Source organism: Streptomyces sp. NPDC005303 (assembly GCF_040607335.1).
Lineage (GTDB): Bacteria > Actinomycetota > Actinomycetes > Streptomycetales > Streptomycetaceae > Streptomyces.
This window is the reverse complement of record NZ_JBEXGM010000048.1, coordinates 1-25,194: the sequence shown is the minus strand read 5'-3', so window position 1 is coordinate 25,194 and position 25,194 is coordinate 1. Positions and strand designations below refer to the sequence as shown.

The 25,194-nt window shown below is 71.0% G+C and carries 20 protein-coding genes; 15 read left to right on the top strand and 5 right to left on the bottom strand.

The genetic code is table 11. The features are described 5' to 3' along the window. Window positions 1-64 precede the first annotated feature (64 nt). Window positions 65-1,552: an FUSC family protein gene (locus ABZT93_RS37525; protein WP_356113114.1), complete on the bottom strand. Its 1,488-nt coding sequence runs from the start codon at window positions 1,550-1,552 to the stop codon at window positions 65-67. Window positions 1,553-1,751: 199 nt separating this feature from the next. Here ABZT93_RS37525 and ABZT93_RS37520 point away from each other — a divergent pair, with 199 nt between their 5' ends. Together ABZT93_RS37520 and ABZT93_RS37515 are read left to right on the top strand one after the other, a co-directional pair. Beyond that, on the top strand, window positions 1,752-2,228 hold the full coding sequence (locus tag ABZT93_RS37520) for an Lrp/AsnC family transcriptional regulator (protein ID WP_355749639.1): 477 nt from the start codon (window positions 1,752-1,754) through the stop codon (window positions 2,226-2,228). 20 nt (window positions 2,229-2,248) lie between these two features. After that, window positions 2,249-2,938 (top strand): HAD family phosphatase, encoded by a 690-nt coding sequence (locus ABZT93_RS37515; protein WP_356113112.1) that lies wholly within the window; start codon window positions 2,249-2,251, stop codon window positions 2,936-2,938. An 85-nt stretch (window positions 2,939-3,023) separates the two neighbouring features. Here the strand turns inward: ABZT93_RS37515 and ABZT93_RS37510 are convergent, their stop codons facing one another. Further along, entirely contained in the window at window positions 3,024-3,311 is a 288-nt protein-coding gene (locus tag ABZT93_RS37510) for a hypothetical protein (protein WP_356113110.1), read from the bottom strand. A gap of 158 nt (window positions 3,312-3,469) precedes the next feature. Between ABZT93_RS37510 and ABZT93_RS37505 the strand changes: the two genes are divergently transcribed. Beyond that, window positions 3,470-6,274 carry a beta-L-arabinofuranosidase domain-containing protein gene (locus tag ABZT93_RS37505; protein ID WP_356113108.1) on the top strand — a complete coding sequence of 935 codons (2,805 nt, stop codon included), beginning with the start codon at window positions 3,470-3,472 and terminating at the stop codon, window positions 6,272-6,274. A 34-nt stretch (window positions 6,275-6,308) separates the two neighbouring features. On the opposite strand, the gene ABZT93_RS37500 is transcribed toward ABZT93_RS37505, so the two are convergent. Further along, window positions 6,309-6,806, bottom strand: a complete 498-nt coding sequence (locus ABZT93_RS37500) for an FBP domain-containing protein (RefSeq protein WP_356113106.1) — start codon at window positions 6,804-6,806, stop codon at window positions 6,309-6,311. 70 nt (window positions 6,807-6,876) lie between these two features. Between ABZT93_RS37500 and ABZT93_RS37495 the strand changes: the two genes are divergently transcribed. After that, the gene (locus tag ABZT93_RS37495; RefSeq protein ID WP_356113105.1) at window positions 6,877-7,446 is read left to right on the top strand and encodes a TetR/AcrR family transcriptional regulator; all 570 of its coding nucleotides are present in this window, start codon (window positions 6,877-6,879) and stop codon (window positions 7,444-7,446) included. A gap of 21 nt (window positions 7,447-7,467) precedes the next feature. Next, window positions 7,468-8,655, top strand: coding sequence for a GDSL-type esterase/lipase family protein (locus ABZT93_RS37490; RefSeq protein ID WP_356113103.1), 1,188 nt, complete (start codon window positions 7,468-7,470; stop codon window positions 8,653-8,655). 118 nt (window positions 8,656-8,773) lie between these two features. On the opposite strand, the gene ABZT93_RS37485 is transcribed toward ABZT93_RS37490, so the two are convergent. After that, a complete protein-coding gene (locus tag ABZT93_RS37485; protein WP_356113101.1) occupies window positions 8,774-9,580 on the bottom strand; it encodes a LysR family substrate-binding domain-containing protein in 807 nt (268 codons plus the stop codon). 58 nt (window positions 9,581-9,638) lie between these two features. On the opposite strand from ABZT93_RS37485, the gene ABZT93_RS37480 reads away from it, so the two are divergent. Together ABZT93_RS37480 and ABZT93_RS37475 are read left to right on the top strand one after the other, a co-directional pair. Further along, window positions 9,639-10,022, top strand: coding sequence for a DUF5997 family protein (locus ABZT93_RS37480; protein ID WP_356113099.1), 384 nt, complete (start codon window positions 9,639-9,641; stop codon window positions 10,020-10,022). 77 nt (window positions 10,023-10,099) lie between these two features. Then, complete coding sequence (locus ABZT93_RS37475; RefSeq protein WP_356113097.1) at window positions 10,100-12,283, top strand: TerD family protein; 2,184 nt, start codon at window positions 10,100-10,102, stop codon at window positions 12,281-12,283. 221 nt (window positions 12,284-12,504) lie between these two features. On the opposite strand, the gene ABZT93_RS37470 is transcribed toward ABZT93_RS37475, so the two are convergent. Continuing rightward, window positions 12,505-13,371 (bottom strand): fructosamine kinase family protein, encoded by an 867-nt coding sequence (locus ABZT93_RS37470; RefSeq protein WP_356113096.1) that lies wholly within the window; start codon window positions 13,369-13,371, stop codon window positions 12,505-12,507. 169 nt (window positions 13,372-13,540) lie between these two features. Here ABZT93_RS37470 and ABZT93_RS37465 point away from each other — a divergent pair, with 169 nt between their 5' ends. The 8 genes from ABZT93_RS37465 (at window position 13,541) to ABZT93_RS37430 (ending at window position 25,103) form a co-directional block, all read left to right on the top strand. Next, window positions 13,541-14,875 carry a sugar ABC transporter substrate-binding protein gene (locus ABZT93_RS37465; RefSeq protein WP_356113094.1) on the top strand — a complete coding sequence of 445 codons (1,335 nt, stop codon included), beginning with the start codon at window positions 13,541-13,543 and terminating at the stop codon, window positions 14,873-14,875. Then, window positions 14,872-15,777: a sugar ABC transporter permease gene (locus ABZT93_RS37460; RefSeq protein ID WP_356113092.1), complete on the top strand. Its 906-nt coding sequence runs from the start codon at window positions 14,872-14,874 to the stop codon at window positions 15,775-15,777. Before ABZT93_RS37465 ends, ABZT93_RS37460 begins: the two co-directional genes overlap by 4 nt. Then, entirely contained in the window at window positions 15,774-16,718 is a 945-nt protein-coding gene (locus tag ABZT93_RS37455) for a carbohydrate ABC transporter permease (protein ID WP_356113090.1), read from the top strand. The genes ABZT93_RS37460 and ABZT93_RS37455 overlap by 4 nt, the downstream gene beginning before the upstream one ends. 26 nt (window positions 16,719-16,744) lie before the next feature. Further along, window positions 16,745-17,653: a 5-dehydro-4-deoxyglucarate dehydratase gene (locus tag ABZT93_RS37450; RefSeq protein WP_356113088.1), complete on the top strand. Its 909-nt coding sequence runs from the start codon at window positions 16,745-16,747 to the stop codon at window positions 17,651-17,653. Then, window positions 17,650-18,903 (top strand): glucarate dehydratase family protein, encoded by a 1,254-nt coding sequence (locus ABZT93_RS37445; protein ID WP_356113087.1) that lies wholly within the window; start codon window positions 17,650-17,652, stop codon window positions 18,901-18,903. Before ABZT93_RS37450 ends, ABZT93_RS37445 begins: the two co-directional genes overlap by 4 nt. Before the next feature lie 163 nt (window positions 18,904-19,066). Continuing rightward, window positions 19,067-20,110: an NAD-dependent epimerase/dehydratase family protein gene (locus ABZT93_RS37440; protein WP_356113085.1), complete on the top strand. Its 1,044-nt coding sequence runs from the start codon at window positions 19,067-19,069 to the stop codon at window positions 20,108-20,110. 135 nt (window positions 20,111-20,245) lie between these two features. Then, complete coding sequence (locus ABZT93_RS37435) at window positions 20,246-21,994, top strand: NlpC/P60 family protein (RefSeq protein WP_356113083.1); 1,749 nt, start codon at window positions 20,246-20,248, stop codon at window positions 21,992-21,994. Between the two features lie 205 nt (window positions 21,995-22,199). Beyond that, a complete protein-coding gene (locus ABZT93_RS37430) occupies window positions 22,200-25,103 on the top strand; it encodes a glycosyl hydrolase 115 family protein (RefSeq protein WP_356113138.1) in 2,904 nt (967 codons plus the stop codon). Window positions 25,104-25,194: the final 91 nt, after the last annotated feature.

The window sequence follows — 25,194 nt, the reverse complement described above, 5'->3', positions numbered from 1 at the left end:
TCGATCAGCACCGGTCTAGACCAACCCTGGTTTCATCGGGAGTCGCCGCCGGGGTGGCCTGGGTTCAGGCTCCCACCAGTGGTGAGCCGGTAGGCGTCCGCAGGGGCGCCGCCAGCTCCGCGAGCGCCCGTTCCAGTCCGTGCAGATGGGCCAGTGCCGGTTCCTCGGCGAGCGGACGGTCCGACACCGGGAAGTCCCTGCCGCCCGTGAGGGCCTCCACCGCGGCCTCCACCCGTCGGCACGCGGTGGTCAGGCGGGTGTCGTGCGAGGCCTCGGGGTCGGCGGCGACGGTGACCAGGCCCCGGATCTCCCGGGCGCAGTCGTCGAGCAGGGCGAGGACACGGCGGGCGCGCCGCTTGCGGCCCCGCATGGGGTTGAGGGGGTGGACGAGCGGGGCCACCGAGAGGCGGACCCGGCCGAGCAGTTGCTCGAGTTCGCTCACGCGGCCGGCCGGGTCGGTGCCCGGCCGGCCCGCGAGGCGGGCCGCGGCCTCGGCGGTGCAGGTGTGGACGCAGCGCAGGGCGCGCTGGATCCAGGCGTCGGTGACGCTGTGGGTGGTGATCGGCAGGACGAACAGCACCGCGAGGACGGCCCCGACCGCGCCGACGCCGGTCTCCGCGAACCGCAGCGCCAGCAGGCCGGGGTTCAGGACGCCGAGGAGGCCGTAGAGGAACTCGGCGAGCAGGGTGACCCAGAGCATCATCCAGGTGTACGAGACGGCGGCCGAGTAGAAGATGCCGAAGACACAGACGGCGACGAGGACGGCCGTGGGCGCCGGTGCCCCGTGCAGCGGTACGGCGACGAGCAGGCCGAGACCGATGCCTATCACCGTGCCGAGGACGCGACGGAAGCCGCGCACCAGGGTCTCGCCGCGCGAGGTCGTGTTCACGAAGATCCACCAGGTGGCGCCGACGGCCCAGTACCAGCGCTGGCCGGAGACGAGCTGGCCGACGACGAGGGCGAAGCCCGCCCCGGCCATGGCCTGGACCGCCTGGCGGGTGGTCGCACGGGCGAGGCCGGTGCCGTCGGGCGGCGCGGGCACGGGGGCCGGGGGCAGTCGGCGTTCGTAGCACCACAGGCCGAAGCGGACCGCGGCGGCGGTGAGCACGGACAGCAGGACGGCTGCGTGGAGCTCGGGCAGTCGGTCGGTGGTCGCGTGCAGGAACTGCGCCACGAAGAAGGTCATGAACGCGAAGACGCCGAGGCTGTGTCCGCGCGGGCCCCACCGCCGGGCGTACCCGCCCGCGCCGACCACGGCGAGAAAGGTGAGGTCCCGGGCGACGGGGTGGTCGTGGAGCTCGGCCGCGGCGGTGAGGACGGGAAGGCCGACGACGGGCAGCAGCGCGGTGGTGAGCGCCTGCCCCCGGACGGTCGCGTCCGTGACGGTGAACAGGGCGAGCAGCGCGGCGAGACCGCCGGTGACGGCCCCGGCGAGCGAGTGGCCCGCGAGGCCGCACACCACGACGGCGAGGCCGATGCCGAGCACCGCCCGCGCGGCGAAGCGCAGCCGGACCCGGCCCGGATCCGGCGCCATGAACACCCTCTTCAGCACGTACCGCCCCCTGCATCCCTCGCACACCGGCATGGAAAAGGCGCCGCGGGGTCCGCAGCGCCATCGACGGGCTCATTGCAGCATCCTTGCCGCTGTCGGCTCAAGCGAGGTCGAATATGCTGGGCCATTGGTACAGCAGAGGCGGTCCTGGGGCATCCATCGACGGGCCAAAGGACCATGCGCGAGGAGGCCGTACGGCATGGCCGTGGACGAGCTCGACACCCGGATCCTGCGCCTGCTGCTGGAGCAGCCGCGGACCAGTGTGCGGGAGTACGCGCGGATCCTCGGGGTCGCGCGGGGCACCTTGCAGGCGCGGCTGGACCGGCTGGAGCGGGACGGTGTGATCACCGGGACGGGGCCCTCGCTTTCGCCTGCCGCGCTCGGGCATCCGGTGCTGGCGTTCGTGCACATCGAGGTGACCCAGGGGCGGCTCGACGACGTGGGGGACGCGCTGGCCGCCGTGCCGGAGATCGTCGAGGCGTTCTCGATCGCGGGTGGCGGGGATCTGCTGACGCGGGTCGTCGCGCGGGACAACGCGCATCTGGAGGACGTGATCCAGAAGGTGATCAGCCTGCCGGGAGTGGTACGGACCCGCACCGAGGTGGCGCTGCGGGAGCGGGTCCCCCACCGGCTGCTGCCGCTGGTGGAGTCGGTCGGGCGCGCTGCCCGGAGTTGATCTTTGACATCCTGGACGCCATGAGCAGGCTCAGCGGCATATCGGTCATCTTCGATCTCGACGGAACGCTCGTGGACAGCGAGCCGAACTACTACGAAGCAGGTCGACAGACCCTCGCCGAGCACGGCGTCCCCGACTTCACCTGGGCCGACCACGAGCGGTACGTCGGGATCAGCACGCGGGAGACCGTCGCGCGATGGAAGTCGCGGTACGGACTGCGGGCGTCCGTACCGGAGCTGCTCGCGGACAAGAACCGGCGCTATCTGGAGCTGGCCCGGACCGCCACGCGCGTGTACCCCGAGATGCGGAAGTTCGTGGAGCTGCTCGCCGGTGAGGGCGTACCGATGGCCGTGGCCTCGGGCTCCTCACCGGCGGCCATCGCCGCGATCCTGGCCGGGACGGGCCTCGACGCGTATCTCCGTACGACCGTCTCGGCCGACGAGGTGGCCCACGGCAAGCCCGCGCCGGACGTCTTCCTGGAGGCGGCCCGCCGAATCGGCGCCGAACCGGCCGACTGCGTGGTCCTGGAGGACGCCGCGCCGGGTGCCGCCGCCGCGCACGCCGCCGGGATGCGCTGCATCGCGATCCCGTACGTCGCGGCCCAGGCCGACGCCCCGGAGCTCGCCCGCGCCGGTCTGCTCCTGCGGGGAGGCCAGGAGGAGTTCACGGCGCGGGCGGCCCTCGACTGGCTGGCTCGGGGCCGGAGTTGACGGGTCGGCGTCCGGTCCCCCGGCTCCAGGATCCCCTCTACGGCCGCTCCCCGTGCGGCGGTCTCGGTGCCGGCTCGGCCGTGGTTCACGCCCGCAGGGAGCACGCCGGCTCGATGGCCGTCGCCCTGCTGGGCCGGCCGTGACGAGCGTCGACGACGGCCCGGCCGGGGCGATGGGGGTCGTCACCATGGGCGCTCGTGGTCTTCCTCGCTGCTCCGGTCCCGGGAACCCGACTGGCGCACTTCTGGTTCAGGCGGAGCACGTTGTCCTGGTCCCGGTCGGTCTTGATGCGGGCGAGGCGGGCGCCCTCGCCCTGGTGACCGACGCGGGCGCGTTCAGGGCCCCGTCCACCAGCACCGTTCGCCCAGCTCATGGGCGGCACCGTCGATCGGGAACGTCCGACTGGAACTGACGGCTCCAGACCCGTTGACCCCCACCCGCCTCCTCCCTATCGTCTGGTCGATAACTCGCACACCGTTCGATATACCGGCCACTCTCTTGACGTGAGCGACTTCGCAGAGGAGCACCCCCATGGCACCGCCCCTCTCCAGACGATCCCTATTTCAGGTCGCCGCCCTCGCGGCCGCGGCTCCCGCGATCACCGACGCGGCAACCGGCCGGGCCGCAGCCGCAGCTTCGGAGGCACCGCCCGTGTGGACCGCCCAGCCCTTCGCCCTCGACGAAGTCGCCCTCGGCCCGGGCCTCTTCGCCGACAAACGCGAGCTGATGCTCGATCATGCGCGTGGCTACGACGTGAACCGGCTGCTCCAGGTCTTCCGCGCCAACGCCGGCCTGGCCACCGGCGGCGCGGTCGCGCCCGGCGGCTGGGAGGGGCTGGACGGCGAGGCCAACGGCAACCTCCGCGGCCACTACACCGGGCACTTCCTGACCATGCTGTCGCAGGCGTACGCCGGCACCGGCGAGCAGGTCTTCGCCGACCGGATCGCGACGATGGTGAGCGCGCTGACCGCGGTCCGCTCGGCCCTGCGCGCCGACCCCAGGATGCTCACGGTGACCGGGCGGTTCGGGAGCGCCCAGGAGAACGTGCGCGGCTCCTACCAGTACGTCGACCTGCCGACGGCCGTACTCGGCAGCGCCTCCGCGATCACCCTGTCGGCGTGGGTCAAGCCCACCCACGCCGACGACTGGGCCCGTGTCCTCGACTTCGGCAACGACACCACCAAGTACCTGTACCTGGCCGCCCGCAACGGCTCGGGCGTGCCCCGCTTCGCCATCACCGGCAGCGGGGCAGGCGGCGAACAGGGGCTCAACGGCACGACCGCGCTGCCGCTGGACCGGTGGAGCCACCTGGCGGTCACGATCGCGGGCACGACCGGCGTCCTCTATGTCAACGGCACGGCCGTCGCGACGAACACCTCGATGAGCCTGAACCCGGCGGCGCTCGGCACCCTGGCCCACCACTGGCTCGGCCGCTCCCACTACTCGGGCGACCCCGTCTTCGCGGGTGCCTTCGACGAGTTCAACATCTGGTCCCGGGCGCTGAGCGCCGCCGAGATCACCGCCCTGCAGGGCAACCGGGCCTCCGCCACCGCCGCCGGACGCGGCGACCTGGCGTCGTACGACTTCTTCGAGACCACCGGCGGCACGTTCGCCGACGCCTCGGGCCGCGGCCTGACCGCGACCCTGCGCCGGACGTGGGGCGGCCCCAGCCACCCCGGGTTCCTGGCGGCCTACCCGGAGACGCAGTTCATCCAGCTGGAGTCGATGACCGGCAGCGACTACACGAAGGTGTGGGCGCCCTACTACACCGCCCACAAGATCCTGCGGGGCCTGCTGGACGCGTACACCGCCACGGACGACGCCCGCGCCCTCGACCTCGCGTCGGGCATGGGCGACTGGATGTACTCCCGGCTGTCCGTGCTCCCCGAGGCCACCCTCCAGCGGATGTGGGGCCTCTTCTCCAGCGGGGAGTTCGGCGGCATCGTGGAGGCGATCGTCGACCTCCACTCACTCACCGGGAAGGCCGAACACCTCGCGCTGGCCCGCCTGTTCGACCTCGACAAGCTGATCGACGCGTGCGCCGCGAACACCGACACGTTGAACGGGCTGCACGCCAACCAGCACATCCCCATCTTCACGGGTCTGTTGAGGCTGTACGACGCGACGGGCGAGCAGCGCTACCTCACCGCGGCGCGCAACTTCTGGGACATGGTCGTCCCGGTCCGGATGTACGGCATCGGCGGCACCAGCACGGGGGAGTTCTGGAAGGCCTCCGGGGCGATCGCGGGCACGATCAGCGGCGCGACGGCGGAGACGTGCTGCGCGTACAACATGCTGAAGCTGAGCCGGACGCTGTTCTTCCATGAGCAGACCCCGAAGTACATGGACTACTACGAGCGGACCCTCTACAACCAGGTGCTCGGCTCCAAGCAGGACAAGCCCGACACGGAGAAGCCGCTGGTCACCTACTTCATCGGGCTGACACCCGGTCATGTGCGGGACTACACGCCCAAGCAGGGCACCACCTGCTGCGAGGGCACGGGCATGGAGAGCGCCACCAAGTACCAGGACTCGGTGTACTTCAAGGCCGCCGACGGCAGCGCGCTGTACGTCAACCTCTACAGTCCGTCCCGACTCGACTGGGCCGACAAGGGTGTGACGGTCACTCAGACCACCCGTTACCCGAGCGAGCAGGGCACCACGCTCACCTTCGGTGGCTCCGGCGCGGCCTTCGCCCTGAAGCTGCGGGTGCCGTCGTGGGCCACCGCGGGGTTCCGGGTGACCGTCAACGGCGGCGCGGTGAGCGGGACTCCGGTCGCCGGGTCGTACTTCACGGTGACGCGGACCTGGAAGGCGGGGGACGTCGTCCGCGTCACCGTGCCGTTCCGGCTGCGCGTCGAGAAGGCCCTGGACGATCCGACCCTGCAGACCCTGTTCTACGGTCCGGTCAACCTGGTCGCCCGCAACTCGGCCACCAGCTACCTGAGGTTCGGGCTCTACACCGACGCGGCCCTGTCCGGCGATCTGCTGCCGACCCTTACCCCGGTGAGCGGTAAACCCCTCCACTTCACCCTGAACGGCACCGAGTTCGCCCCCTTCCACGAGGGGACCGAGGACCCGACCCACGCCTACTTCCGCCGTGCGGAGCCCCGGGTCGTCTTCGGCGGGGTCGACTCCGGCGTGACCAACCCCGTGAAGTCCGACGCCACTTCACTGCTCGACGAGATCTGGGCGGGGGCGCCCTTCGCCGGCAAGGACGCGCTCGTCGCCCGGGTGCGGTCGACGGTGGACTCCTGGGTGGCGGCCGGGCTGCTCACCCAGGCGAACGGCCGGACGGTGGTGAACACGGCACAGCAGGCGACGTACGTCTCCTGATCCTCCGAGCGGACTCACCGAGGGCGCGGGCGCCTCACACGGCGCCCGTCACCCTGGCGACGAAGGCGGCGAGGTTGGTCACCGTCCGCCGGATCTTCTCGTCCAGGGTGAGCGTCTCGTGCAGCCGCGCACCGGCGCCCGCGTCCTTCTTCCCCCGCACATACAGCGAGCAGGCCAGGTCGTCGCACATGTACGCGCCGACCGAGTTGCCCTGCTGCCCCGCCCTGCCCGCCCTCGGCGCGACCATCAGGGAGACGCCGCCGGAGTGGGTGGTCAGGCACATCGAGCACATGCCGCGCCGCGCCTGGCCGGAGCCGGCGGTCGAACCGCGCAGCGCGAGGGCCGTCGGACGGCCGTCCAGGACGGTCACCAGGTAGGCGCGGTCGGGGGCCTGCGGATCGCGCCAGCCGAGGTAGTCCAGGTCCTCCCACGGCCGGTCGGCCAGGTCACGCGGCACGGCCAGCCGCTTCGCCGCGCCCTTGGTGCAGTTCACGAAGGCGGCACGGATCTCTTGCTCGGTCAGCGGTTCCATAACTCCACGCTAGTTTGCCTAAAAGCTTTAGGCAAACGCATAATCGAGTCTGACAGACGAGAGGACGGCTATGGCACGGGTAGGGCTGACCACGGAGCGACTGGTCCGGGCGGGCGCGGAACTGGCCGACGAGGTGGGCTTCGAGCGGGTGACCGTCTCGGAACTGGCCCGGCGGTTCGACGTCAAGGTCGCGAGCCTGTACTCGCACGTCAAGAACTCCCAGGACCTCAAGACCCGGATCGCCCTGTTCGCCCTTGAGGAGCTCGCCGATCTCTCCGCCGACGCGGTGGCCGGACGGGCGGGCAAGGATGCCCTGACCGCCTTCGCGCACGTCTACCGCGACTACGCCCGCGCCCACCCGGGCCGTGCCGCGGCCGCCCGGCTGAGGCTCGACCCCGAGACCGCCGCCGCCAGCGCGGGCGTACGGCACGCCCAGATGATGCGAGCCATCCTGCGCGGCTACGACCTGCCCGAACCCGACCAGACCCACGCCGTACGGCTGTTGGGCAGCACCTTCCACGGCTACGCGAGCCTGGAGGGGGCAGGCGGGTTCAGCCACAGCTCCCCCGACTCCGAGGAGTCATGGACACGGATCCTGGACGCCCTGGACTCGCTGTTGCGCAACTGGCCCACCTCCTGACCGACCGACAGGCTGAGGAACATGCACGACTGGATCACCACCCCCGTCACCGCCGACCTGCTGCGCGGCGCCCTCGACGTGGAACAGACCGAGCGCGGAGTGCTGCCGCACCGGTTGCCGGCCAGGGCCCGCGCCCAGAACACCGACGACCAGCTCGCCATGGCCGAGTCCCAGCCCTCCGGCGTACGGCTGGCCTTCCGCACCCGGGCCACGGCGCTGGAGCTGGACACCCTGCCGACCAAGCGGGCCTACGTCGGCGCGCCGCCCCGGCCCGACGGGCTGTACGACCTGGTCGTCGACGGCCGGCCGGCCGGGCAGGGCAGTGTGCGCGGCGGCAACCTCATCACCGTCGACATGACCGAGGGGACGTCCGAGGTCCGGCCCGGACCGCCCGGCACCGTCCGGTTCGACGGACTGTCCGGCGAGGTCAAGGACGTCGAGGTATGGCTGCCGCACAACGAGACCACCGAGCTGATCGCCCTGCGCACAGACGCACCGGTGGAGCCCGCGCCGCGCGGTGACCGACGGGTGTGGCTGCACCACGGCAGCTCCATCAGCCACGGCTCCGACGCGGCGAGCCCCACGGCCATCTGGCCCGCGGTCGCCGCGAGGCTGGGCGGCGTGGAGCTGATCAACCTGGGCCTCGCCGGGAGCGCGCTCCTCGACCCGTTCACCGCGCGGGCGGTGCGGGACACTCCCGCCGACCTGATCAGCCTCAAGATCGGGATCAACATCGTCAACCACGATCTGATGCGGCTGCGCGCCTTCGGCCCCGCGGTCCACGGCTTCCTCGACACGATCCGCGAGGGCCACCCGGACACTCCCCTGCTGGTCGTCTCGCCCATCCTGTGCCCGATGCACGAGGAGACTCCGGGTCCCTGCTTCCCGGACGTCAGCGAGCTCGGTGAGGGCCGACTGCGGTTCAGGACGCTGGGCGACCCGGCGGAACGCGCCGGCGGGAAGCTGACCCTTCAGGTGATCCGCGAGGAACTGGCCCGGATCGTGAAGCAGCGGGCCGCCGAGGACCCGAACCTGCACTACCTCGACGGGCGCGAGCTGTACGGCGAGGACGACTCGGCCGAGCTGCCGCTGCCGGACGACCTGCATCCCGACGCGGCGACGCACCGGCGGATCGGGGAACGGTTCGCGGGAGTGGCTTTCGGGGCCGCCGAGGTGTTCGCCGACGACTCCGGCGGGTCCAGCGCCTGAGGTGGCGCGCCGGGCCGGCGGCAGACCTGCGGGTGGGCAGGCCGCGAGCGTGTGAGTACGTGCGGGCCGCGACCGTGGAACCCCGGCCACGGCGTCCTGCCCCCCGGGGGGGGGAGCACTACCCCCGGCGCTTGGGCTTGCCCCGGCGCGCGCCCGCGCCCTTGGAGCCGCCGGACCCGCCCGACCGGCCGGACCCGCCGCGGGAGCCCTTCGCCGCGCCGGAAGCCCCCCGCCCCGTGCCGCCCTTTCCGGTGCCCGACGGCTTGCGTCCGCCGCCCCTCTCGGCTGTCTGCTTGCGCTCCGGCTCCGGCTGAGTGCGGCCCCGTGAGCTGTTGACCGTCCGCCCCCGGACGATGCCGATGAAGTCCTCGACCAGGTCCGTCGTCGCGTCCTCCCGCCAGGACAGGGCGATCTCGGACTGCGGAGCGTCGGTGAGCGGGCGGAAGGTGAGGTCGCGGCGGTGGTGGAGGCGGGCGAGGGACTGCGGGACGACAAGGACGCCGATGTTCGCCGCCACGAGCTCGATCGCGTCCGCCGTGGTGGCCGGTCGCTCGAAGGCCGGTTCGCCGGGCGGCTGCTCCCAGCCGATGACGTCGTCGAGGGGGTGGAGGACGACCTCGTCGGCCAGGTCCTCCAGGGTGACCTCCTCGACCGCCGTCATCACGTGGTCCTTGGGGACCACGACCACCGTCGTCTCCGTGTAGAGGGGAATCGCGCTGAAGACCGTACGGTCGACCGGCAGTCGTACGAACCCGGCGTCCGCGGCCCCCTCGCGCAACACGTCGGATGCCTCGGTGGCGGTCACCTGGAGGAGCTCCAGGGGGATGTCCGGCCGGCGCTCGTTCCAGATCCGCACCCACTTGGCGGGCGTCACCCCGGGGACGTACGCGAGCCGGAAGGAGGGGGATACTGGCGAGTCTGTCACGCGCCAAGGTTACCCACTGTGGTCGGAGGTCTCGTGCGCGGCCGATAGTCTGGACTCCATGACGTCGCACCAGAACACCCAGACGATGAAGCCCGCCACCGCGGCGAAGAAGCTGGGTGTGTACCTCCCTGCCACCCCCGCCGAGTTCCAGGAGGGTGTCGTCTCGCGCGCCGAGTTCAACGAACTCCAGGCGAACCCGCCCCAGTGGTTGCAGGACCTGCGACGCAACGGCCCGCACCCCCGCCCGGTCGTCGCGGCGCGGCTGGGAGTCTCCATCGCCGGTCTCGCGCGCGGCGGGATCACCGAGCCGCTCACCACCGAGCAGATCGAGGCGCTGCGGGACGAGAGTCCCGAGTGGCTGGAGAAGGAGCGCGCCACCCAGGCGGAGGTCCGCAAGGAGACGGCGCGCATCAAGGAGAAGAAGCAGGACGAGCAGTCCTGACCCCGGGGCCCCCGCACCAGCCCGGGGTCCCGAAAACTCCGGTGCGCCGGCTCGAACACCTCTGCGACCATTCCGGCATGGTCCACCGTCTGGAATCCCTGGTCATTCGGCATGCCCTCCGGCTGCCCGCCCCCGCGGGCCCCGCCGGTGAGGGCGCGGTCGCGGCGCGGCAGTTCGACGCCGCGCTGATGTCCGTCGGCTTCAAGCTGTCGGCGGACGCGCTGAGGCAGCTGTCGGGGCTGTCGGAGGCCACGGTCGTCGACACCGCCGTGGGCACGCTCGCCACCGTCCGTGAGATGGCCGGTGACCATGTGCGGCACAACGTCTACTTCAAGGACTTCCCAGCGAATGTCCCGGACACTTTCGAGTTCTGGATGCGCTGTGTGCGCGAGGCCCTGGAGGACGGCAAGGCCCGCTCCGGCGTCCTCGCCCAGCTGCGGGCCGGCGTGATCGACCTGCTCACCCTGCCGTCGTACGGCAACTACCGGCACACGTACGACGAGATGCTCGCCGCGCACGACGAGCTGACAGCCGCGGTCGGCGACCGGCTGACCGTCCTGCACCTGGGCGACGCCCTGGAGGACGAGGTCAGCGCCCTGTACCTGGCGCTGGCCGGCAGCACCACGCCGCTCGGCGACGAGCACCTGGCCGATCTCAAGGTGCTCGCCGAGCACTGCGCGGACGGCCCCCAGCCGGAGACGATCCCGGTGCGGGAGAACCGTGCCGTCATCAACGAGGCCCGGCTGAAGACAGGTTCGGGCCTGCTGCTGGACACCGTCACCGATGTGCTGCGGCTGACCTGCGCGTTGTCGGGCGGGGACGTGAGCCTTCAGGAGCCGACCCGGTTCCACAAGCTGTCCCGGCCGGTGCGCCGCGCCCTGCTCGCGGGGCTGGACGAGGTCGTCGCCCTGGCTCCCGCCAAGCTCGCCGACGTCCTCGCGCACACCGAGGCGTTCAAGCGCCTCGGCGAGCGTCTCCACCCGCACGAGTACCCCCAGTGGCCGCATGCCGCCGACGTGTTCGCGGTGGCGCGGGGCGAGAAGAAGGCTCACACCTTCGACGGCAGGGTGGAGGCGCTGCTCACGGCGGACGACGTCACGGGGGCCACGGAACTGCTCAAGTCGGCGCCCGGCAGGCTCTTCCGCGCGCTGGACCGGCTGCTGCGCACCGCCTCAACCAGGGAGGAGCGGGATGCCGTGGTGGCCGCCGTCGAGCAGGTCGCCCCGGAGGTCTCCGGGCGGGTGGTGTTGTCGGTGCGTGAGTACCTGCACAACCGGGCCGAGGAGACGGGCCGCAAGCGGGTGTTCATCAACCGGGCCGGACGCGCGCATGTCGCCGACGACACGCGTACGGCCGTACCGGAGGCGGACCGGGAACGTCTGATCACCGCGCTCGACGCGGAGATCGGCCGTCGACTCCCGGTTCCGGAGCGGCTGTTGGTCGACCCCGACATTCTCGACGTGGCCCTTCCGCTCAGCGGACGGGCGACCTCGGCCGGGCTCGGTGTGCTGCCGCGTGGTTCCGTGTCGCCGGTCGAGGGTGAGCTGCTGCGGTTCTTCGTGTACTGGAAGCAGACGCGGCGGGTCACCGACTACGACCTGTCCGCGCTGCTCCTCGACGCGGACTACGAGACGGTGTCGTGGCTGTCGTACACCAATCTCCGCGAGGTGGAGGGCGAGCACTCGGGTGACATCACCAACGCCCCCGACGGCGCCTCGGAGTTCATCAACCTGCGGCTCGGGGCGGTGCGGGCCACGTACATCGTCCCGCAGGTCAACATCTACTCCGGGGAGGGGTTCGAGGAGGCCGAGGAGTCGTTCTTCGGGTTCATGCTGCGCGAGGGTGAGCAGCGGGGGCGGCCCTTCGAGGCGCGTACCGTGCGGATGAAGTCGGAGCTGCGCGGTCCCGGCCGGGTGGCGCTGCCGCTGGCGTTCCGGCGTGCTGAGGACGGGAGTTGGCACGCCAAGTGGCTGCACCTGTATCTCAAGGGGCATCCGGCGTACAACCGCGTCGAGGGCAACCAGGTGTCGGTGGCGACGCTGCTGCGCGCCATCGTCGAGCGCGAGCAGCTGACGGTCGGGTATCTGACCGAGCTGATGGCGAACGGCGGTAGGGACGTGGCGACTTGGGATCCCGCTTCGATTCCGGATGTGCCGGTGACGTACATCGGTCTGGAGCGGCCCGAGGGACTGCATCCGGAGTCGGTGGTCATCACGCCGGAAAATCTGCGCGACTTGATCCCCGAGTGGCTGTTACGGTGACGCGTGGCGAGGCCATGGAAGGGCTTCCTTCTCAACTCGATGAGCCCCCATGGGGCTTGGATCTCCAGCCCTTCCGCTTTCCTCGCCCTCGACGTCGACGCACGAGGCCATGAAGGGGCTTCCTTCTCACCGGTCTCCAAAACCGGCCCTCTTATGGCTCCAGTTCCTTCGCTCTCCTCGTCCGCGACATCACGAGCCCAGGCGGCCCCGGACCGGTGCACTCACCGTTCCAGGGCCGCCTTCGCCGTGCTGAGCGCCCGTTCCGCGTAGCCCCTCCCGAAGAGCACGGCGTGCACCAGCAGCGGGAACATCTGGTGCAGGCCGATCCGGTCGGCCCAGCCGTCGGCGAGCGGCGCCGCACTCTCGTAGCCACGCAGCACCTCGTCCAGGTGGGGACAGCCGAAGAGGTGGAGCATCGCGAGGTCGGTCTCGCGGTGGCCGCCGTGCGCGGCCGGGTCGATCAGCCAGGCGTGACCGTCGGCGCCCCACAGCACGTTGCCGTTCCACAGGTCGCCGTGCAGCCGGGCCGGGGGCTCGGCGGGACCCGCGAGAGCGGGCAGCCGCGCGCAGAGCCGCTCGATCACCTCGGTCTCCGCGAGCGTGATCGTGCCGTCGTCCACCGCGCGCCGCAGATACGGCAGCACCCGGTGCTCGGCGTACCACCGCGGCCATTCGGCGCCTTCGACGTTCCGCAGCGGCGCGCGCCCGATGTAGGCCTCCCGGAGACCGGCGGGGGGCGGTGACCCGAAGGCGGGCGCCCCGGCGAGGTGCAGCCCGGCCAGCGCCCGGCCCAGTTCGAGCGCCGCTTCCCGGCTCGGCCGCCCCCGCGCGACCAGGTCGGTCACCAGCCGGGGTCCGACCTGGCCGTGGACGGTCGGCACCCGGACCGTGCCGGCCCCGGCCAGCCAGCGCAGCCCAGCCGCCTCAGCCCGAGCCTCCTCCACGCTCTCGGCGCGCTTCACCATCACCGCCCGGCCGTCGTCGAGGGTCACCTCGGACAGCGCGCCGGACAGCGGGCGTTCATCGGTCGCCTTCCGGCCGGTGAGCCGCGTCGCTGCCGCACCCGGGCCGTCGTCTCGGTCGTACACACGTGCCTCCCTGATCACTTCGGTTTCGCACCAGCGTTCCCCGTAGGGCTCGTGCACAGCCTCTGTGAAGACTCCCAGCCATGTCTTGACATATGGAAGAACCCATCCGTAGCTTGGCCGATCATTTAGATTCGTGAAGCGGGTTCACGGATATGAACGGAGAGTGTCCATGGGCGATCGCCGACGACGACGCCGCCTGGCCGCGGCAGCCAGCGTCGCGGGACTGCTGTTCGCAACGACCGCCTGTGGCTCCGGCTCCGGCAACGCGGGCAGCAGCGATCCGAACACGTTGGAGGTCTGGACCCGGAGCAACCCGGACGCCGCCGCCACCTACGACCGGGTCTTCGCCGCCTTCACCAAGAAGACCGGCATCAAGATCGACTACCAGCCGGTCATCAACTTCGACCAGCAGCTCCAGAGCCGGGCCTCCACCAAGGACCTCCCGGACGTCATGATCAACGACACGGCACTGATGGGCAGTTACCAGAGCCAGGGCCTGCTCAAGCCGATCGATCCCGCCTCGATCACGGGCGGCGACCGGATCACCGCCAAGTCCTGGTCCTCCACGGTGGGCATCGACGGGAAGCACTACGGCATCCCCTACTCCCGTCAGGCCCAGACGCTGATGATCCGCAAGGACTGGCTGAAGAAGCTCGGGCTGAAGGCGCCGACGACCTGGCAGGAGATGCTCTCGGTCGCCAATGCCTTCGCCACCGAGGACCCCGACGGCGACGGCAGGGCCGACACCTACGGCATCGTCGCGCCGGCCAGCGCCCAGAACGGCTACGCGGCCTGGTGGGGCGCGAGCTTCCTGTGGCAGGGCGGGGCGCAGATCATCGCGCCGGACGGCAAGGGCACGTACACCCCGGCCATGGACTCGGCCGCCGCGGTCCGCACCGTGACCTGGATGAAGGACAACCTCTTCTGCGGCCGCAAGGGGGTCGTCCAGCCCGGTGCCATCACCGCCGTCACGGGCACGGCCACCAACTTCCAGGACGGCAACGCCGGGATGTACATGACCGGGCCGTACAACATCACCACCTACGACACCACGCCCGGCAAGAAGACGTACGAGGTCGTCCCGGCCCCCGCGGGTCCGGCCGGCGGCGATGTGCTGGCCGACGGCGAGAACGTCTACCTCGGCGCCAGGACCGGCAAGGACCGGCAGGAGCTGGCGCTTGCCTCGTTCCTGATCTCCGCGAAGGGCCAGAGGATCGCGATGACCAGCGTCGACGGCCACCAGCCGGTCGTCCGCATCCCGGTGAACTCCACGCTCGACGCGGCGAAGGTCAGGAACGACGCCCGCTGGAGTGTCGTACAGAAGGCCTACGAGACCGCCTCGGAGCAGTTCCCGAACGCGCCGGACTTCGCCCCGATCAAACAGGACACCGCCGACGCGCTGAACTCGATCTTCACGTACTGCGGCGGCGACGTCCGCTCGCAGCTCAGGGAGCTCAACGACACCCTCGCCGGCGATCTCAAGGACCAGGACCTGCTGAAATGACCGCTACCGTCCCCGCGTCCACGGCGCGCAGGGCCTTCGACAAGAAGGCCGTCGTCCCCTGGCTCTTCCTGGCTCCGGGTCTGCTGCTCGCGCTCGTCTTCAAGTTCTGGCCGATGGCCAAGGGCGTCTGGCTCAGCTTCTTCCACGTGCGGCCCTTCCTCGGCAACGAGTGGATCGGCCTCGACAACTACACGAGGGTCCTGACCGACCACCGCTTCCAGGAGGCCATCGGGCACACCCTGATCCTCGGCATCGGCCAGGCCGTCGGCGCGATCCTGCTCGGGTTCGCCCTCGCGCTGCTCCTGGAGGGCCAGGCCCGTTCGCTGAAGTTCCTCCGCACCGCCGTCTTCCTGCCCGCCGTCACGGCCACCGCGGTCGTCGGCGAGCTGTGGCGGCTGATGTACTACCCGACGTCCGACGGCCTGCTCAACGGCGGCCTGCACTTCTTCGGCCTCGGGACCGTCCAGTTCCTCGACAACCCGAACATCGCGCTGTACTCGACGATGGTGATGGGCATCTGGATCTGGGCCCCCTACAACATGGTGATCTTCCTCGCCGGTCTCGCGGGCGTCGACCGCTCGCTGTACGAGGCGGCGGCGATGGACGGTGTCTCGCTGTGGCAGCGGCTGCGGTACGTCACGCTCCCCGCGATCCGTCCGGCGCTCATGATCGTGCTCACGCTCGCCACGATCCGCGGACTGCGCGTGTTCACCGAGGTCTACGTCCTCACCGGCGGCGGCCCCGCCGGGTCGACCGACGTCTGGATGACCCGCGCCTACACCCTGGGCTTCACCCGCAACGACATCGGCGGCGCCTCGGCGGCCTCGGTCGTCCTGCTCTGCGTGACGCTGCTGCTCACCGTCACGGTCAATCACCTCCGCAAGAGGGGAGAAGCGCGATGAGCGCCCCCGTCATCGACTCCGCCCGGCCGGCGGCCCCTGACACCCCGGCCGGGCGGACCACCAGGGCACAGCGGACCACCCCGGCCCGCTTCGACACCGCCCTCGGCTGGAACGACAGGCCCGGTCTCGCCTGGGGCCTGAGGATCCTGCTCTGCGTGATCGCCCTCGCGATCTTCGCGGCGCCGTTCCTCACCATCTTCTCCGGCGCCTTCACCACCCACCCCAGCGGCTCCTCGCTGTCGTTCCTGCCGCACGACACCACCCTGTCCAACTTCGAGGTGGCCGGCGCGCAGGGCATGTGGGACTACCTCGGCAACTCGCTGGTCATCGCGGGCGGCGGACTGCTGCTCCAACTCGTGGTGTGCACGCTGGCCGCGTACGCGCTGGCCCGGCACCGGTTCCGTGGCCAGGCGCTGATCATGATGCTGTTCATGATGACGCTGATGCTGCCCGAGGAGGTCATCGCGATCCCGCTGTCCCTGGTCCTCGGTGATGTGCCGGTGGTCCACGTGGACCTCAAGGGCACGGTCTGGGGCGTCATCCTGCCGCTGGGCGCCTGGGGCTTCTCGGTGATGATGCTGACCGAGTTCATGCGGGACATCCCCGTCGAGATCGAGGAGGCGGCCCGCCTGGACGGCGTCGGCGAGCTGCGGATGCTGTGGCAGATCATCCTGCCGCTGTGCAGGCCCGCGCTCGGCGTGGCCGGCGTCCTCGGGTTCATCATGATCTGGGACCAGTACCTACTGCCCCTGATCGCCGCCAAGGACCCCACCGACTACACGGTCACCGTCGCCCTGGCCACCTTGCGCACCGACCCCGTGGTCGGCTCGGGTGTGGTCCTCGCCGGTGCGGTCATCGCCCTGATCCCCAGTCTGATCGTCTACCTGCTCCTCCAGCGCTCCCTGGTCACCGGCATCGCCGCCGGCGCCACGAAGGGCTGACCCCGACCCCCACGTTTGAGGGAGACATGAAGTTCCAAGGAGTGCTGTTCTTCCCGGTGACGCCGTTCGCCGCGGACGGCTCGCTGGACGAGGAACGGCTCGCCCAGCACATCGACAGCGGTGTGGCGGCCGGTGCGGGCGGCGTGTTCGTCGCCTGCGGCACCGGTGAGTTCCACGCGCTGACACCCGACGAGATCGAACGGGCCACCCGGGTCGCCGTCGAGACGACCGCGGGCCGGGTGCCGGTCCTCGCCGCCGCGGGCGGTCCCACCCCGGTCGCCCGCGACCACGCGGCCCGGGTCGCCCGCGCGGGCGCCGACGGCATCCTGCTGCTCCCGCCTTACCTGGTGACTGCCCCGCAGCAGGGCCTGGTGCGTTACGTCGAGCAGGTCACCTCCGCGAGCGACCTGCCCGTCGTCTTCTACCAGCGCGGCACCGCCCGCCTCACCGAGGAGACGGCCGCCGAGATCGCCGCGCTCCCCAAGGTCGTCGGCCTCAAGGACGGCCTCGGGGACATCGAGCGGATGCACCGCATCGTGCGCGCGGTGCGGGCCGTGCCGGGTACGGAGGACTTCCAGTTCTTCAACGGCCTGCCCACGGCGGAGATGACCGCGCCCGCCTACCAGGGCATCGGCGTCTCCCTGTACTCCTCCGCCGTGTTCGCCTTCGCGCCCGAGATCGCCCTCGCCTTCCACCGGGCACTCGCCGCGGGCGACCGACCGCTGCTCGACACGCTCCTCGACGAGTTCTACGGCCCCCTCGTCCAGCTCCGCGACGAGGTACCGGGGTACGCCGTGGCGTTGGTCAAGACCGGAGTGGCCCTGCGTGGCCTGGACGTGGGTGGCGTACGGGCACCCCTGGTCGATCCGACCCCGGAGCACATCGCGCGGCTGTCCGCACTCATCGACCACGGCCTGGAGGTGGTCGGCGCATGAACGACCCGACCCGGATCAAGGAGCTGATCGTCACCCCGATCGCCTTCCGCGACCCGCCACTGCTCAACTCCAACGGCGTCCACGAGCCGCTCGCCCTGCGGATCATCCTCCAACTCGTCCTGGAGGACGGCACGGTGGGCCTCGGCGAGTCCCCCGGCGGGGTCGCCCGACTGGAACGACTCGAGGCCGCCGCGAAGGTCGTCGTGGGCATGGACGTCTTCGACACGACGGCCCTCGGCGCCGCGATCGACGCCGCACTGCTGCCCACGCTCCCTTCCTCGCACGAACGCGGCTGGACCACCTCCGCCGTGGAGGTGGCCTGCCTCGACGCCCAGGGCAAGCTGCTCGACCGCCCGGTCAGCGACCTGCTCGGCGGCACGGTCCGGGACTCGGTGCCGTTCGCCGCGTACCTCTTCTACAAGTGGGCCGAACACCCGGCCCTCGACGGCCGCGCCGCGGTCGGCGACGAGTGGGGCGAGGCTCTGGACCCGGCCGGCATCGTGGAACAGGCCCGGCTGATGCAACAGCGGTACGGGTTCGGGTCGTTCAAGCTGAAGGGCGGTGTCTTCCCGCCCGACGAGGAGATCGCCGCGATCAGGGCGCTCGCGGAGGCCTTCCCCGGACAGCCGCTGCGCCTGGACCCCAACGTGGCGTGGACCGTGGAGACGTCGCAGTACGTCGCACGCGAACTCGACGGTGTCCTGGAGTACCTGGAGGATCCGACCAAGGGCATCGAGGGCATGGCGGCGGTGGCGAAGGACGCGCCGATGCCGCTGGGCACCAACATGTGCGTGGTCGCCTGGGAGCACCTGAAGCCCGCGATCGAGCAGAACGCGATCCAGGTGCTGCTGACCGACCACCACTACTGGGGCGGCCTGCGCCGCACCCGTGAACTGGCCGCGGTCTGCGAGGCGTTCGGGCTCGCCCTCTCCATGCACTCCAACTCGCACCTGGGTATCAGCCTGGCCGCCATGACCCATGTGGCCGCGGCGATCCCGAACCTCGACCACTCCTGCGACACGCACTACCCGTGGAACTCGGCGGACGACGTCATCCTCCCCGGGGTCCTGGAGTTCCGCGACGGAGAGGTCAAGGTCCCGACCGGGCCGGGGCTCGGTGTGGAGCTCGACCATGCGGCCCTGGAGCGGCTGCACCGCCTCTACGTCGACTCCGGGGTACGCAGCCGCGACGACACCGGCTACATGCGACGCTTCCGGCCGGACTACGAACTCCGGCTCCCCCGTTGGTGACAGGACCCCCATGAGGCAAGGCGCCCGGCTATCCATCCCGGGCGCCTTGGCCGACCTGGGCGCGACTGGGGGAGGGGCTGTAGCCGGCCTGCTTCCTGGGCTCCCCTCCCGCTGATGATCCGCCGGTGCTTCAATGTCACTCCCTGGGTGGAGGAGCGCGGGCATGGGCACAGTCCTGGTGACCGGTGGCAGCGGTTTCGTCGGCAGTCATCTGGTACGGCGGCTGCTGGAGCGGGGATACGAGGTGCACGCCACCGTGCGCAGTCTCGCGAACTCGGCGAAGGTGCGGCCACTGCGGGACATGCAAGCCCAGTTCCCCGGCGGACTCACACTGTTCGAGGCTGACCTCCTCAAGGACCGCTCCTTCGACGAGGCCATGGCGGGCTGCCGCGTGGTCTTCCACGTGGCCTCTCCGTTCTTCATGCCGGAGAAGATCAAGGACGGTCAGAAGGACATGGTCGACCCGGCCCTGATCGGCACCCGGAACGTAGTGGCCGGCATCGAGCGGACGCCGTCCGTGGAGCGGCTCGTCCTCACCTCCACGGTCGGCGCGATCTTCGGCGACTACTCCGACGTACGGGACATGGACGGGCAGATCCTGTCGGAGCGGTACTTCAACACCAGCAGCACGGTGGAGAACAACCCGTACCACTACGCCAAGACGGTCGCCGAGCGCGCGGCCTGGGACGCGGAGGCAGCGCAGGACCGCTGGCACATGGTGTCCGTCAATCCCGGCCTGATCCTGGGCCCTTCACTCTCGCCCGCCTCCGAGTCCGGCAGTCTCTTCCTTCTGGAGGAGCTGTTCAAGGGCTACTTCTTCTACGGCGCCCCCGACTTCAGCTTCACCACGGTCGACGTCCGTGACGTGGCCGACGCGCACATCGCGGCGGCGGAGAAGCCCGACGCGACGGGCCGTTACATCCTGGCGGCGCAGACGATGACGTCGTTCCACGAGATGTCCCGCATCATCCGCACCCGCTACCCGCGCGGTCTGCGCATCCCACGCACCGCGCTCCCCCACTGGCCGGTGCGCGTCCTGGGCCCCGCCTTCGGGCTCACCCAGGAGTACGTCCGCAAGCACCTCGGCATCCGCTTCCGCGTGGACAACAGCCGCAGCGTGCACGAACTGGGCCTCGTCTACCGCCCGGTCGAGGAGACGGTCCTCGACCACTACGAGGCATGGCTCGCACAGCGGGGCAAGCGCTGATCCGCACCGGGCGCAGGTCCCTACGCGACGAAGGTCACAGTTACATCTCACACTTTTCACACTTCAATCTTCACGTGAGCCTCACAAGTTGGCTAAGTTGACGGCGAGCAGCACGACGGAAGGGGCATGACTTTCATGGCGCCGGATCGAACTTCGCGCAATGGAGGGTTCAGCCTCCCGACCAAGCGCAACTCCGCCCTCGCGACGGCCGCCATGGCCTCCGCGGCCCTTCTCTCGCAGACCGGGAGCGCCTCGGCGGACGAGGGACCGAGCCGTGACGAGGTGAGCCGACGGGTCACCAACCTGTACGACCGGGCCGAGACCGACTCCGGCACCTACAACGCGACGCGCGCGGCCGGAACGGCGTCGAGCACCCGTGGCCGTACCGCGTCGGCGACCGGCGGCGGACGCGGGGACGGCGGAGATCCCGCCCTCGACGACATCGCCAGGCAGTGGTACGGCGCGGCCCGCGCGAAGGTGGGTCCCATGGTCGAGGCGGTTCTGCCTTCCGACCGCGTGGCCACCCGCCGTGCCGAGCCGCGGCGCCAGCGCCCGACGGATGCCCCCACGGCACGCGAACCGAAGCCGGCCGAGCAGTCCCTGCCGGAACTCACGGCCAAACCCGTGCTCGCCCTGGCCGCCGCACCGGAGCCGGCACCGGCCGCCGCCCTCACCGCCGCCCAGGCCCAGTCACCCGCGTGGGCACCGGAGACCGCCCCGCCGGACCTGACCGACACCGGCGGATTCCCCACCGTGGGCAGCGCCCAACTCGCCATCGGGGTCCCCGAGTACACCCCGCAACTCGTCACCGGCGTCCCGGAGTACACACCCCAACTCACCGCCGGCATCCCCGAGTACACACCCCGACCCGACAGCGCGATACCCACGCACACCCCCGCGCAAGCCGACCGCGGCTTCCCGGAGTACACCGCTCAGGTCGGCACGGGATACCCCGAGTACATCCCGCAACCGCAGGCCGCCACGGGCTTCCCCGAGTACACGGGGCAACTCGGCACCGCGCTGCCCGAGTTCACCGCGCTGCCCGAGTACCCGGCACACACCGCCACCGACTTCCCGGCCTACAGCGGCCGACTCGGCACCGGCCTGCCTGAATACACCGCTCAGCCCACCACAGGGTTCCCCGAGTACGCGGCACAGGCCACCGCAGGGTTCCCCGAGTACTCCGCACAACCCACCCCGGGGCACCCCGAGTACTCGGCCCTCACCGCCCCCCTCGCGGCGGTCGTCGCCTCCCCGCCGGTCGACATCGCCCAGCCCTTCCCGACGGCACCGACCACCCCGACCACCCCCGCCGTCACCCAGAGCATCCCGGCCATCTCCGCCGTCACCCAGAGCATCCCGGCCATCTCCGCCGTCACCCAGAGCATCCCGGCCATCTCCGCCATCCCGTCCCCCCGCACCCCCGAGCCGGACTGGCAGACACCTCAGCCGACCGCGGCCCCCGCCGCCGCACCCCTGGCCCTGGCTCCTGCCCCCGACCTCCCCGTCGCCGACCCCGGTTACGACTCGAAGGTGATCCAGGTACTCGCCTTCGCCCGCTCCCAGATCGGGAAGCCGTGTGTCTGGGGCGCGGCGGGCCCGGGATCGTACGACAACTCCGGGCTCGTCCAGGCCGCCTGGAAGGTCGCCGGCGTCTCCCTCCCCCGCACCTGCCTCGGTCAGGCGAGCACCGGCACGGCGGTACCGCTGTACGCCATGCAACCCGGCGACCTCGTGTTCTTCCACGACGACTTCAGCCATGTGGGCCTGTGCACCGGCAACGGCATGATGATCCACGCACCGGGCCCGGGGGCGTCCATCCGCGAGGAGTCGATCTACCCGACCGGCGAGTCGATCATCCGCGGCGCGATACGGCCCGCCTGACACCCGCCCCGAGCTCGTCCTCGTCACCCCTCGCCGCCACCGCGCGGGCACGCGCCACGGCACTCCCTTCACGCAGACCCCTGGACGCCCCGCGAGCACCTCACCTAGGGTTCCGGAGAAAGCGCTTTCTGGCCTGACCATGCCAACCAGGGGGAGCGTCTCCGTGCCGCACCAGCAATGGACCCGAAAGTCCTTCCTCCGGGGAATGGCCGCCGTCGGCGCGGCCCCCTTCCTCCCCGGCCTGCTCCCCGCGAGCGCCCACGCGGCCTCGTCGAGCCGTCCCGGCTTCCCGCTGGTGGCAGGAGGCACGGCCGTCGGCATCTTCGTGGACGCGGCGGACGACCCCGCTGTCGTCCGCGCCGCGGGCGACCTCCAGTCGGACGTCGAACGGGTCTGCGGGACACGCCCCGACCTGCTGCGCACGCTGCCCCGAAGCGCCCCCCTGCTCGTCCTGGTGGGCACCCTCGGCGCGAGCCCCGCCATCGACCGCCTCGCCGCACAGGGCCGGCTGGACGTCTCCGGGGTGAAGGGCCGCTGGGAGGCCTCCGTGACCCAGGTGATCGAGCGTCCCCTGCCCGGCATCGACCGCGCCCTGGTGATCGCGGGCAGCGACCGGCGCGGCACCGTCTACGGGATCTACGACACCTCGGAGCGCATCGGCGTCTCCCCCTGGTACTGGTGGGCCGACGTCCCCGTCGAGCGCCACGACACGGTGACCGTCCCCGCGGGACCCCTCACCCGCCACGAACCCTCCGTCCGCTACCGCGGCGTCTTCATCAACGACGAGCAGAACCTGACCACTTGGTCCCACCGCACCCAGGAGACCGACAAGAACATCGGCCCCGAGACGTACCGGCGCGTCTTCGAACTGCTGCTGCGCCTCAAGGCCAACTACCTGTGGCCGGCGATGCATCCGTACTCCGACTTCTTCAACAAGTACCGGGAGAACCCCGAACTCGCCGACCGCTACGGCATCGTCGTCGGCTCCAGTCACCCCGAGGCCCTGCTGCGCAACGGTGTCCACGAGTGGGAGCCCTGGATCGCGGAGCACCCGAACGCCGACGGCAGCGCCCCGGTCTACGACTACACGGTCAACCCCGGCGTGATCTCCGACTACTGGAGGGCCCGGGCGAGACAGAACGCCGCCTACGAGAGCAGCTGGACCCTCGGCATGCGCGGCCTGCACGACAGCGCGCTGGAGACGAGGAACGCCACCACGATCCCGGAGAAGGTCGTGGTGATGAACGACATCATCGCCGACCAGCGACGCATCCTTGCCGAGGAGGTCGGCGCGGCGGCCGAGCCGCAGATCTTCATCCCGTACAAGGAGGTCCTGGACCTGTACAACGCGGGCGTCCAGGTTCCGGACGACGTCACGCTGATCTGGCCGGACGACAACCACGGCAACATGCGCCAGCTGCCGAACGAGCCGGAGCGGGCGCGGCCGGGCGGCAACGGGATCTACTACCACCTCTCCTACTGGGGCCGTCCGAAGAGCTATCTGTGGCTGGACACGACCCAAGTGGCCAAGGTGTGGCAGGAGCTCAGGCGGGTCCACGAGCACGGCACCGACCGCATGTGGATCTTCAACGTCGGCGACCTCAAGTCGATCGAGACCGGTCTTTCCTTCGCGATGGACATGGCCTGGGACGTGGACCGCTGGGGGGCCGACGGAGTCGAGGGCTTCCTCGCCGAGTGGGCCGGGCGGCAGTTCGGGCGGCGCCACGCCCGTGAGATCGCCGCGATCCGCACGGAGTACTACCGGCTCGCCGGGGAGCTGCGGCCGGAGTTCGTCGCCGCGGGACTCGTCTCCGTCGTCCACCACGGTGACGAGGCGGGGCGCCGGATGGGGGCGTACGACCAACTCCTGGCGCGAGTCAGGGTGGTGGGGGCCGAACTTCCCGAGGCGTACCGGGACGCCTTCTACGAGCTGGTCGAATACCCGGTGCACGGCGCCTACTTGATGAACCTGAAGTACTACTGGGCGGATCGCAACGCGCTCGCCGCCCGGCAGGGCCGCGGGGCCGGCACCAACCGCTTCGCGGACCTCGCGCTGGCCGCGCACTCGGCGGAGGCGGCTCTCACGAGCCGGTACAACATCGAGGTGGCGGGCGGGAAGTGGGACGGGATCGTCAATCCGTACCCGTCCCAGATCCCGAAGGCTCCCGGGCGCCCGGCCGTCACCAGGGTGCCCCGGCAGGAGACCTCGGGGCTCGGGGTGGCGGCCGAGGGGAACGAGACGGGGGCGGCCCGACCGCTGTCGTTCTCCTCGTACACCCGTGACCGGCGCTTCGTCGACGTCTTCAACACCGGGTTCCTGCCCCTGGACTGGGCGGCCGAGGCCAGTCATCCCTGGGTGAGGCTGAGCACGACCGCCGGCTCACTCACCGAGCAGCGGCGGGTGTGGGTGGAGATCGACTGGGAGCGTGCGCCCGAGGGTGCCGAGGAGGCCGTGGTCGTCTTCACGGGCGCCGGGCAGCGCCACGAGGTAACGCTCCGGGTGGTCAACAGCCGCAGACGGGCCCGTGGTTTCGCCGAGGCCCACGGTCATGTGTCGATCGACGCCGTGCACGCCGACCGGAGGGTCGGGCGCGGGGGCTGCCGCTGGCGGACCGTGCGCGGACTTGGGCGCCGTACGGGAGCCGTCGAGGCCGTTCCGTCCACCGCGGCTCCGATCACCGGTGACATTCCGTCCCGTGCACCGGAGTTGAGATACCGGGTGTGGTTCGGCAGCACCGGGACCTTTCCCGTCACCGTCTTCCGGCTGCCCTCGCTGGACGAGCGCGGGCAGCGGCGGGTGGCCGTCGGACTCGACGACCAGCCGGTGACCGTCCTGTCCGGGCAGGCCGTCGCGACCGGCAACCGGGGGGACGCCTGGGCCCGCCAGGTGGAGGACGGCGTCGAGCGGCTGACCGCCACCGTGACGGTCGCCGAGGCCGGTGAGCATGTGCTGAGGATCTTCATGGTCGATCCGGCGATCGCCGTGGACCAGATCGTGATCGACACGGGCGGGCTGCCCGCCACCTATCTCGCGCCGCCGGAGAGCTACCACCCGGTGTTCAACCCGGAGCCCGCGCCGGGTCCGGGTCCGCAGGCGCCGGACCAGTAGAGCGAAGGCTTCGTGCGGGCCGCCGGTCCCCCCGACCAGTCCTCGGAGATGTCCAGGACCATCTGACCCACCCCGGAGTCGATCAGGGTCT

Coding starts and splice junctions, on each gene's coding strand:
- ABZT93_RS37520 (WP_355749639.1), top strand. CDS start 1,752: ATGGCCGTGGACGAGCTCGACACCCGGATCCTGCGCCTGCTGCTGGAG.
- ABZT93_RS37515 (WP_356113112.1), top strand. CDS start 2,249: ATGAGCAGGCTCAGCGGCATATCGGTCATCTTCGATCTCGACGGAACG.
- ABZT93_RS37510 (WP_356113110.1), bottom strand. CDS start 3,311: ATGAGCTGGGCGAACGGTGCTGGTGGACGGGGCCCTGAACGCGCCCGC.
- ABZT93_RS37505 (WP_356113108.1), top strand. CDS start 3,470: ATGGCACCGCCCCTCTCCAGACGATCCCTATTTCAGGTCGCCGCCCTC.
- ABZT93_RS37500 (WP_356113106.1), bottom strand. CDS start 6,806: ATGGAACCGCTGACCGAGCAAGAGATCCGTGCCGCCTTCGTGAACTGC.
- ABZT93_RS37495 (WP_356113105.1), top strand. CDS start 6,877: ATGGCACGGGTAGGGCTGACCACGGAGCGACTGGTCCGGGCGGGCGCG.
- ABZT93_RS37490 (WP_356113103.1), top strand. CDS start 7,468: ATGCACGACTGGATCACCACCCCCGTCACCGCCGACCTGCTGCGCGGC.
- ABZT93_RS37480 (WP_356113099.1), top strand. CDS start 9,639: ATGACGTCGCACCAGAACACCCAGACGATGAAGCCCGCCACCGCGGCG.
- ABZT93_RS37475 (WP_356113097.1), top strand. CDS start 10,100: ATGGTCCACCGTCTGGAATCCCTGGTCATTCGGCATGCCCTCCGGCTG.
- ABZT93_RS37465 (WP_356113094.1), top strand. CDS start 13,541: ATGGGCGATCGCCGACGACGACGCCGCCTGGCCGCGGCAGCCAGCGTC.
- ABZT93_RS37460 (WP_356113092.1), top strand. CDS start 14,872: ATGACCGCTACCGTCCCCGCGTCCACGGCGCGCAGGGCCTTCGACAAG.
- ABZT93_RS37455 (WP_356113090.1), top strand. CDS start 15,774: ATGAGCGCCCCCGTCATCGACTCCGCCCGGCCGGCGGCCCCTGACACC.
- ABZT93_RS37450 (WP_356113088.1), top strand. CDS start 16,745: ATGAAGTTCCAAGGAGTGCTGTTCTTCCCGGTGACGCCGTTCGCCGCG.
- ABZT93_RS37445 (WP_356113087.1), top strand. CDS start 17,650: ATGAACGACCCGACCCGGATCAAGGAGCTGATCGTCACCCCGATCGCC.
- ABZT93_RS37440 (WP_356113085.1), top strand. CDS start 19,067: ATGGGCACAGTCCTGGTGACCGGTGGCAGCGGTTTCGTCGGCAGTCAT.
- ABZT93_RS37435 (WP_356113083.1), top strand. CDS start 20,246: ATGGCGCCGGATCGAACTTCGCGCAATGGAGGGTTCAGCCTCCCGACC.
- ABZT93_RS37430 (WP_356113138.1), top strand. CDS start 22,200: ATGGCCGCCGTCGGCGCGGCCCCCTTCCTCCCCGGCCTGCTCCCCGCG.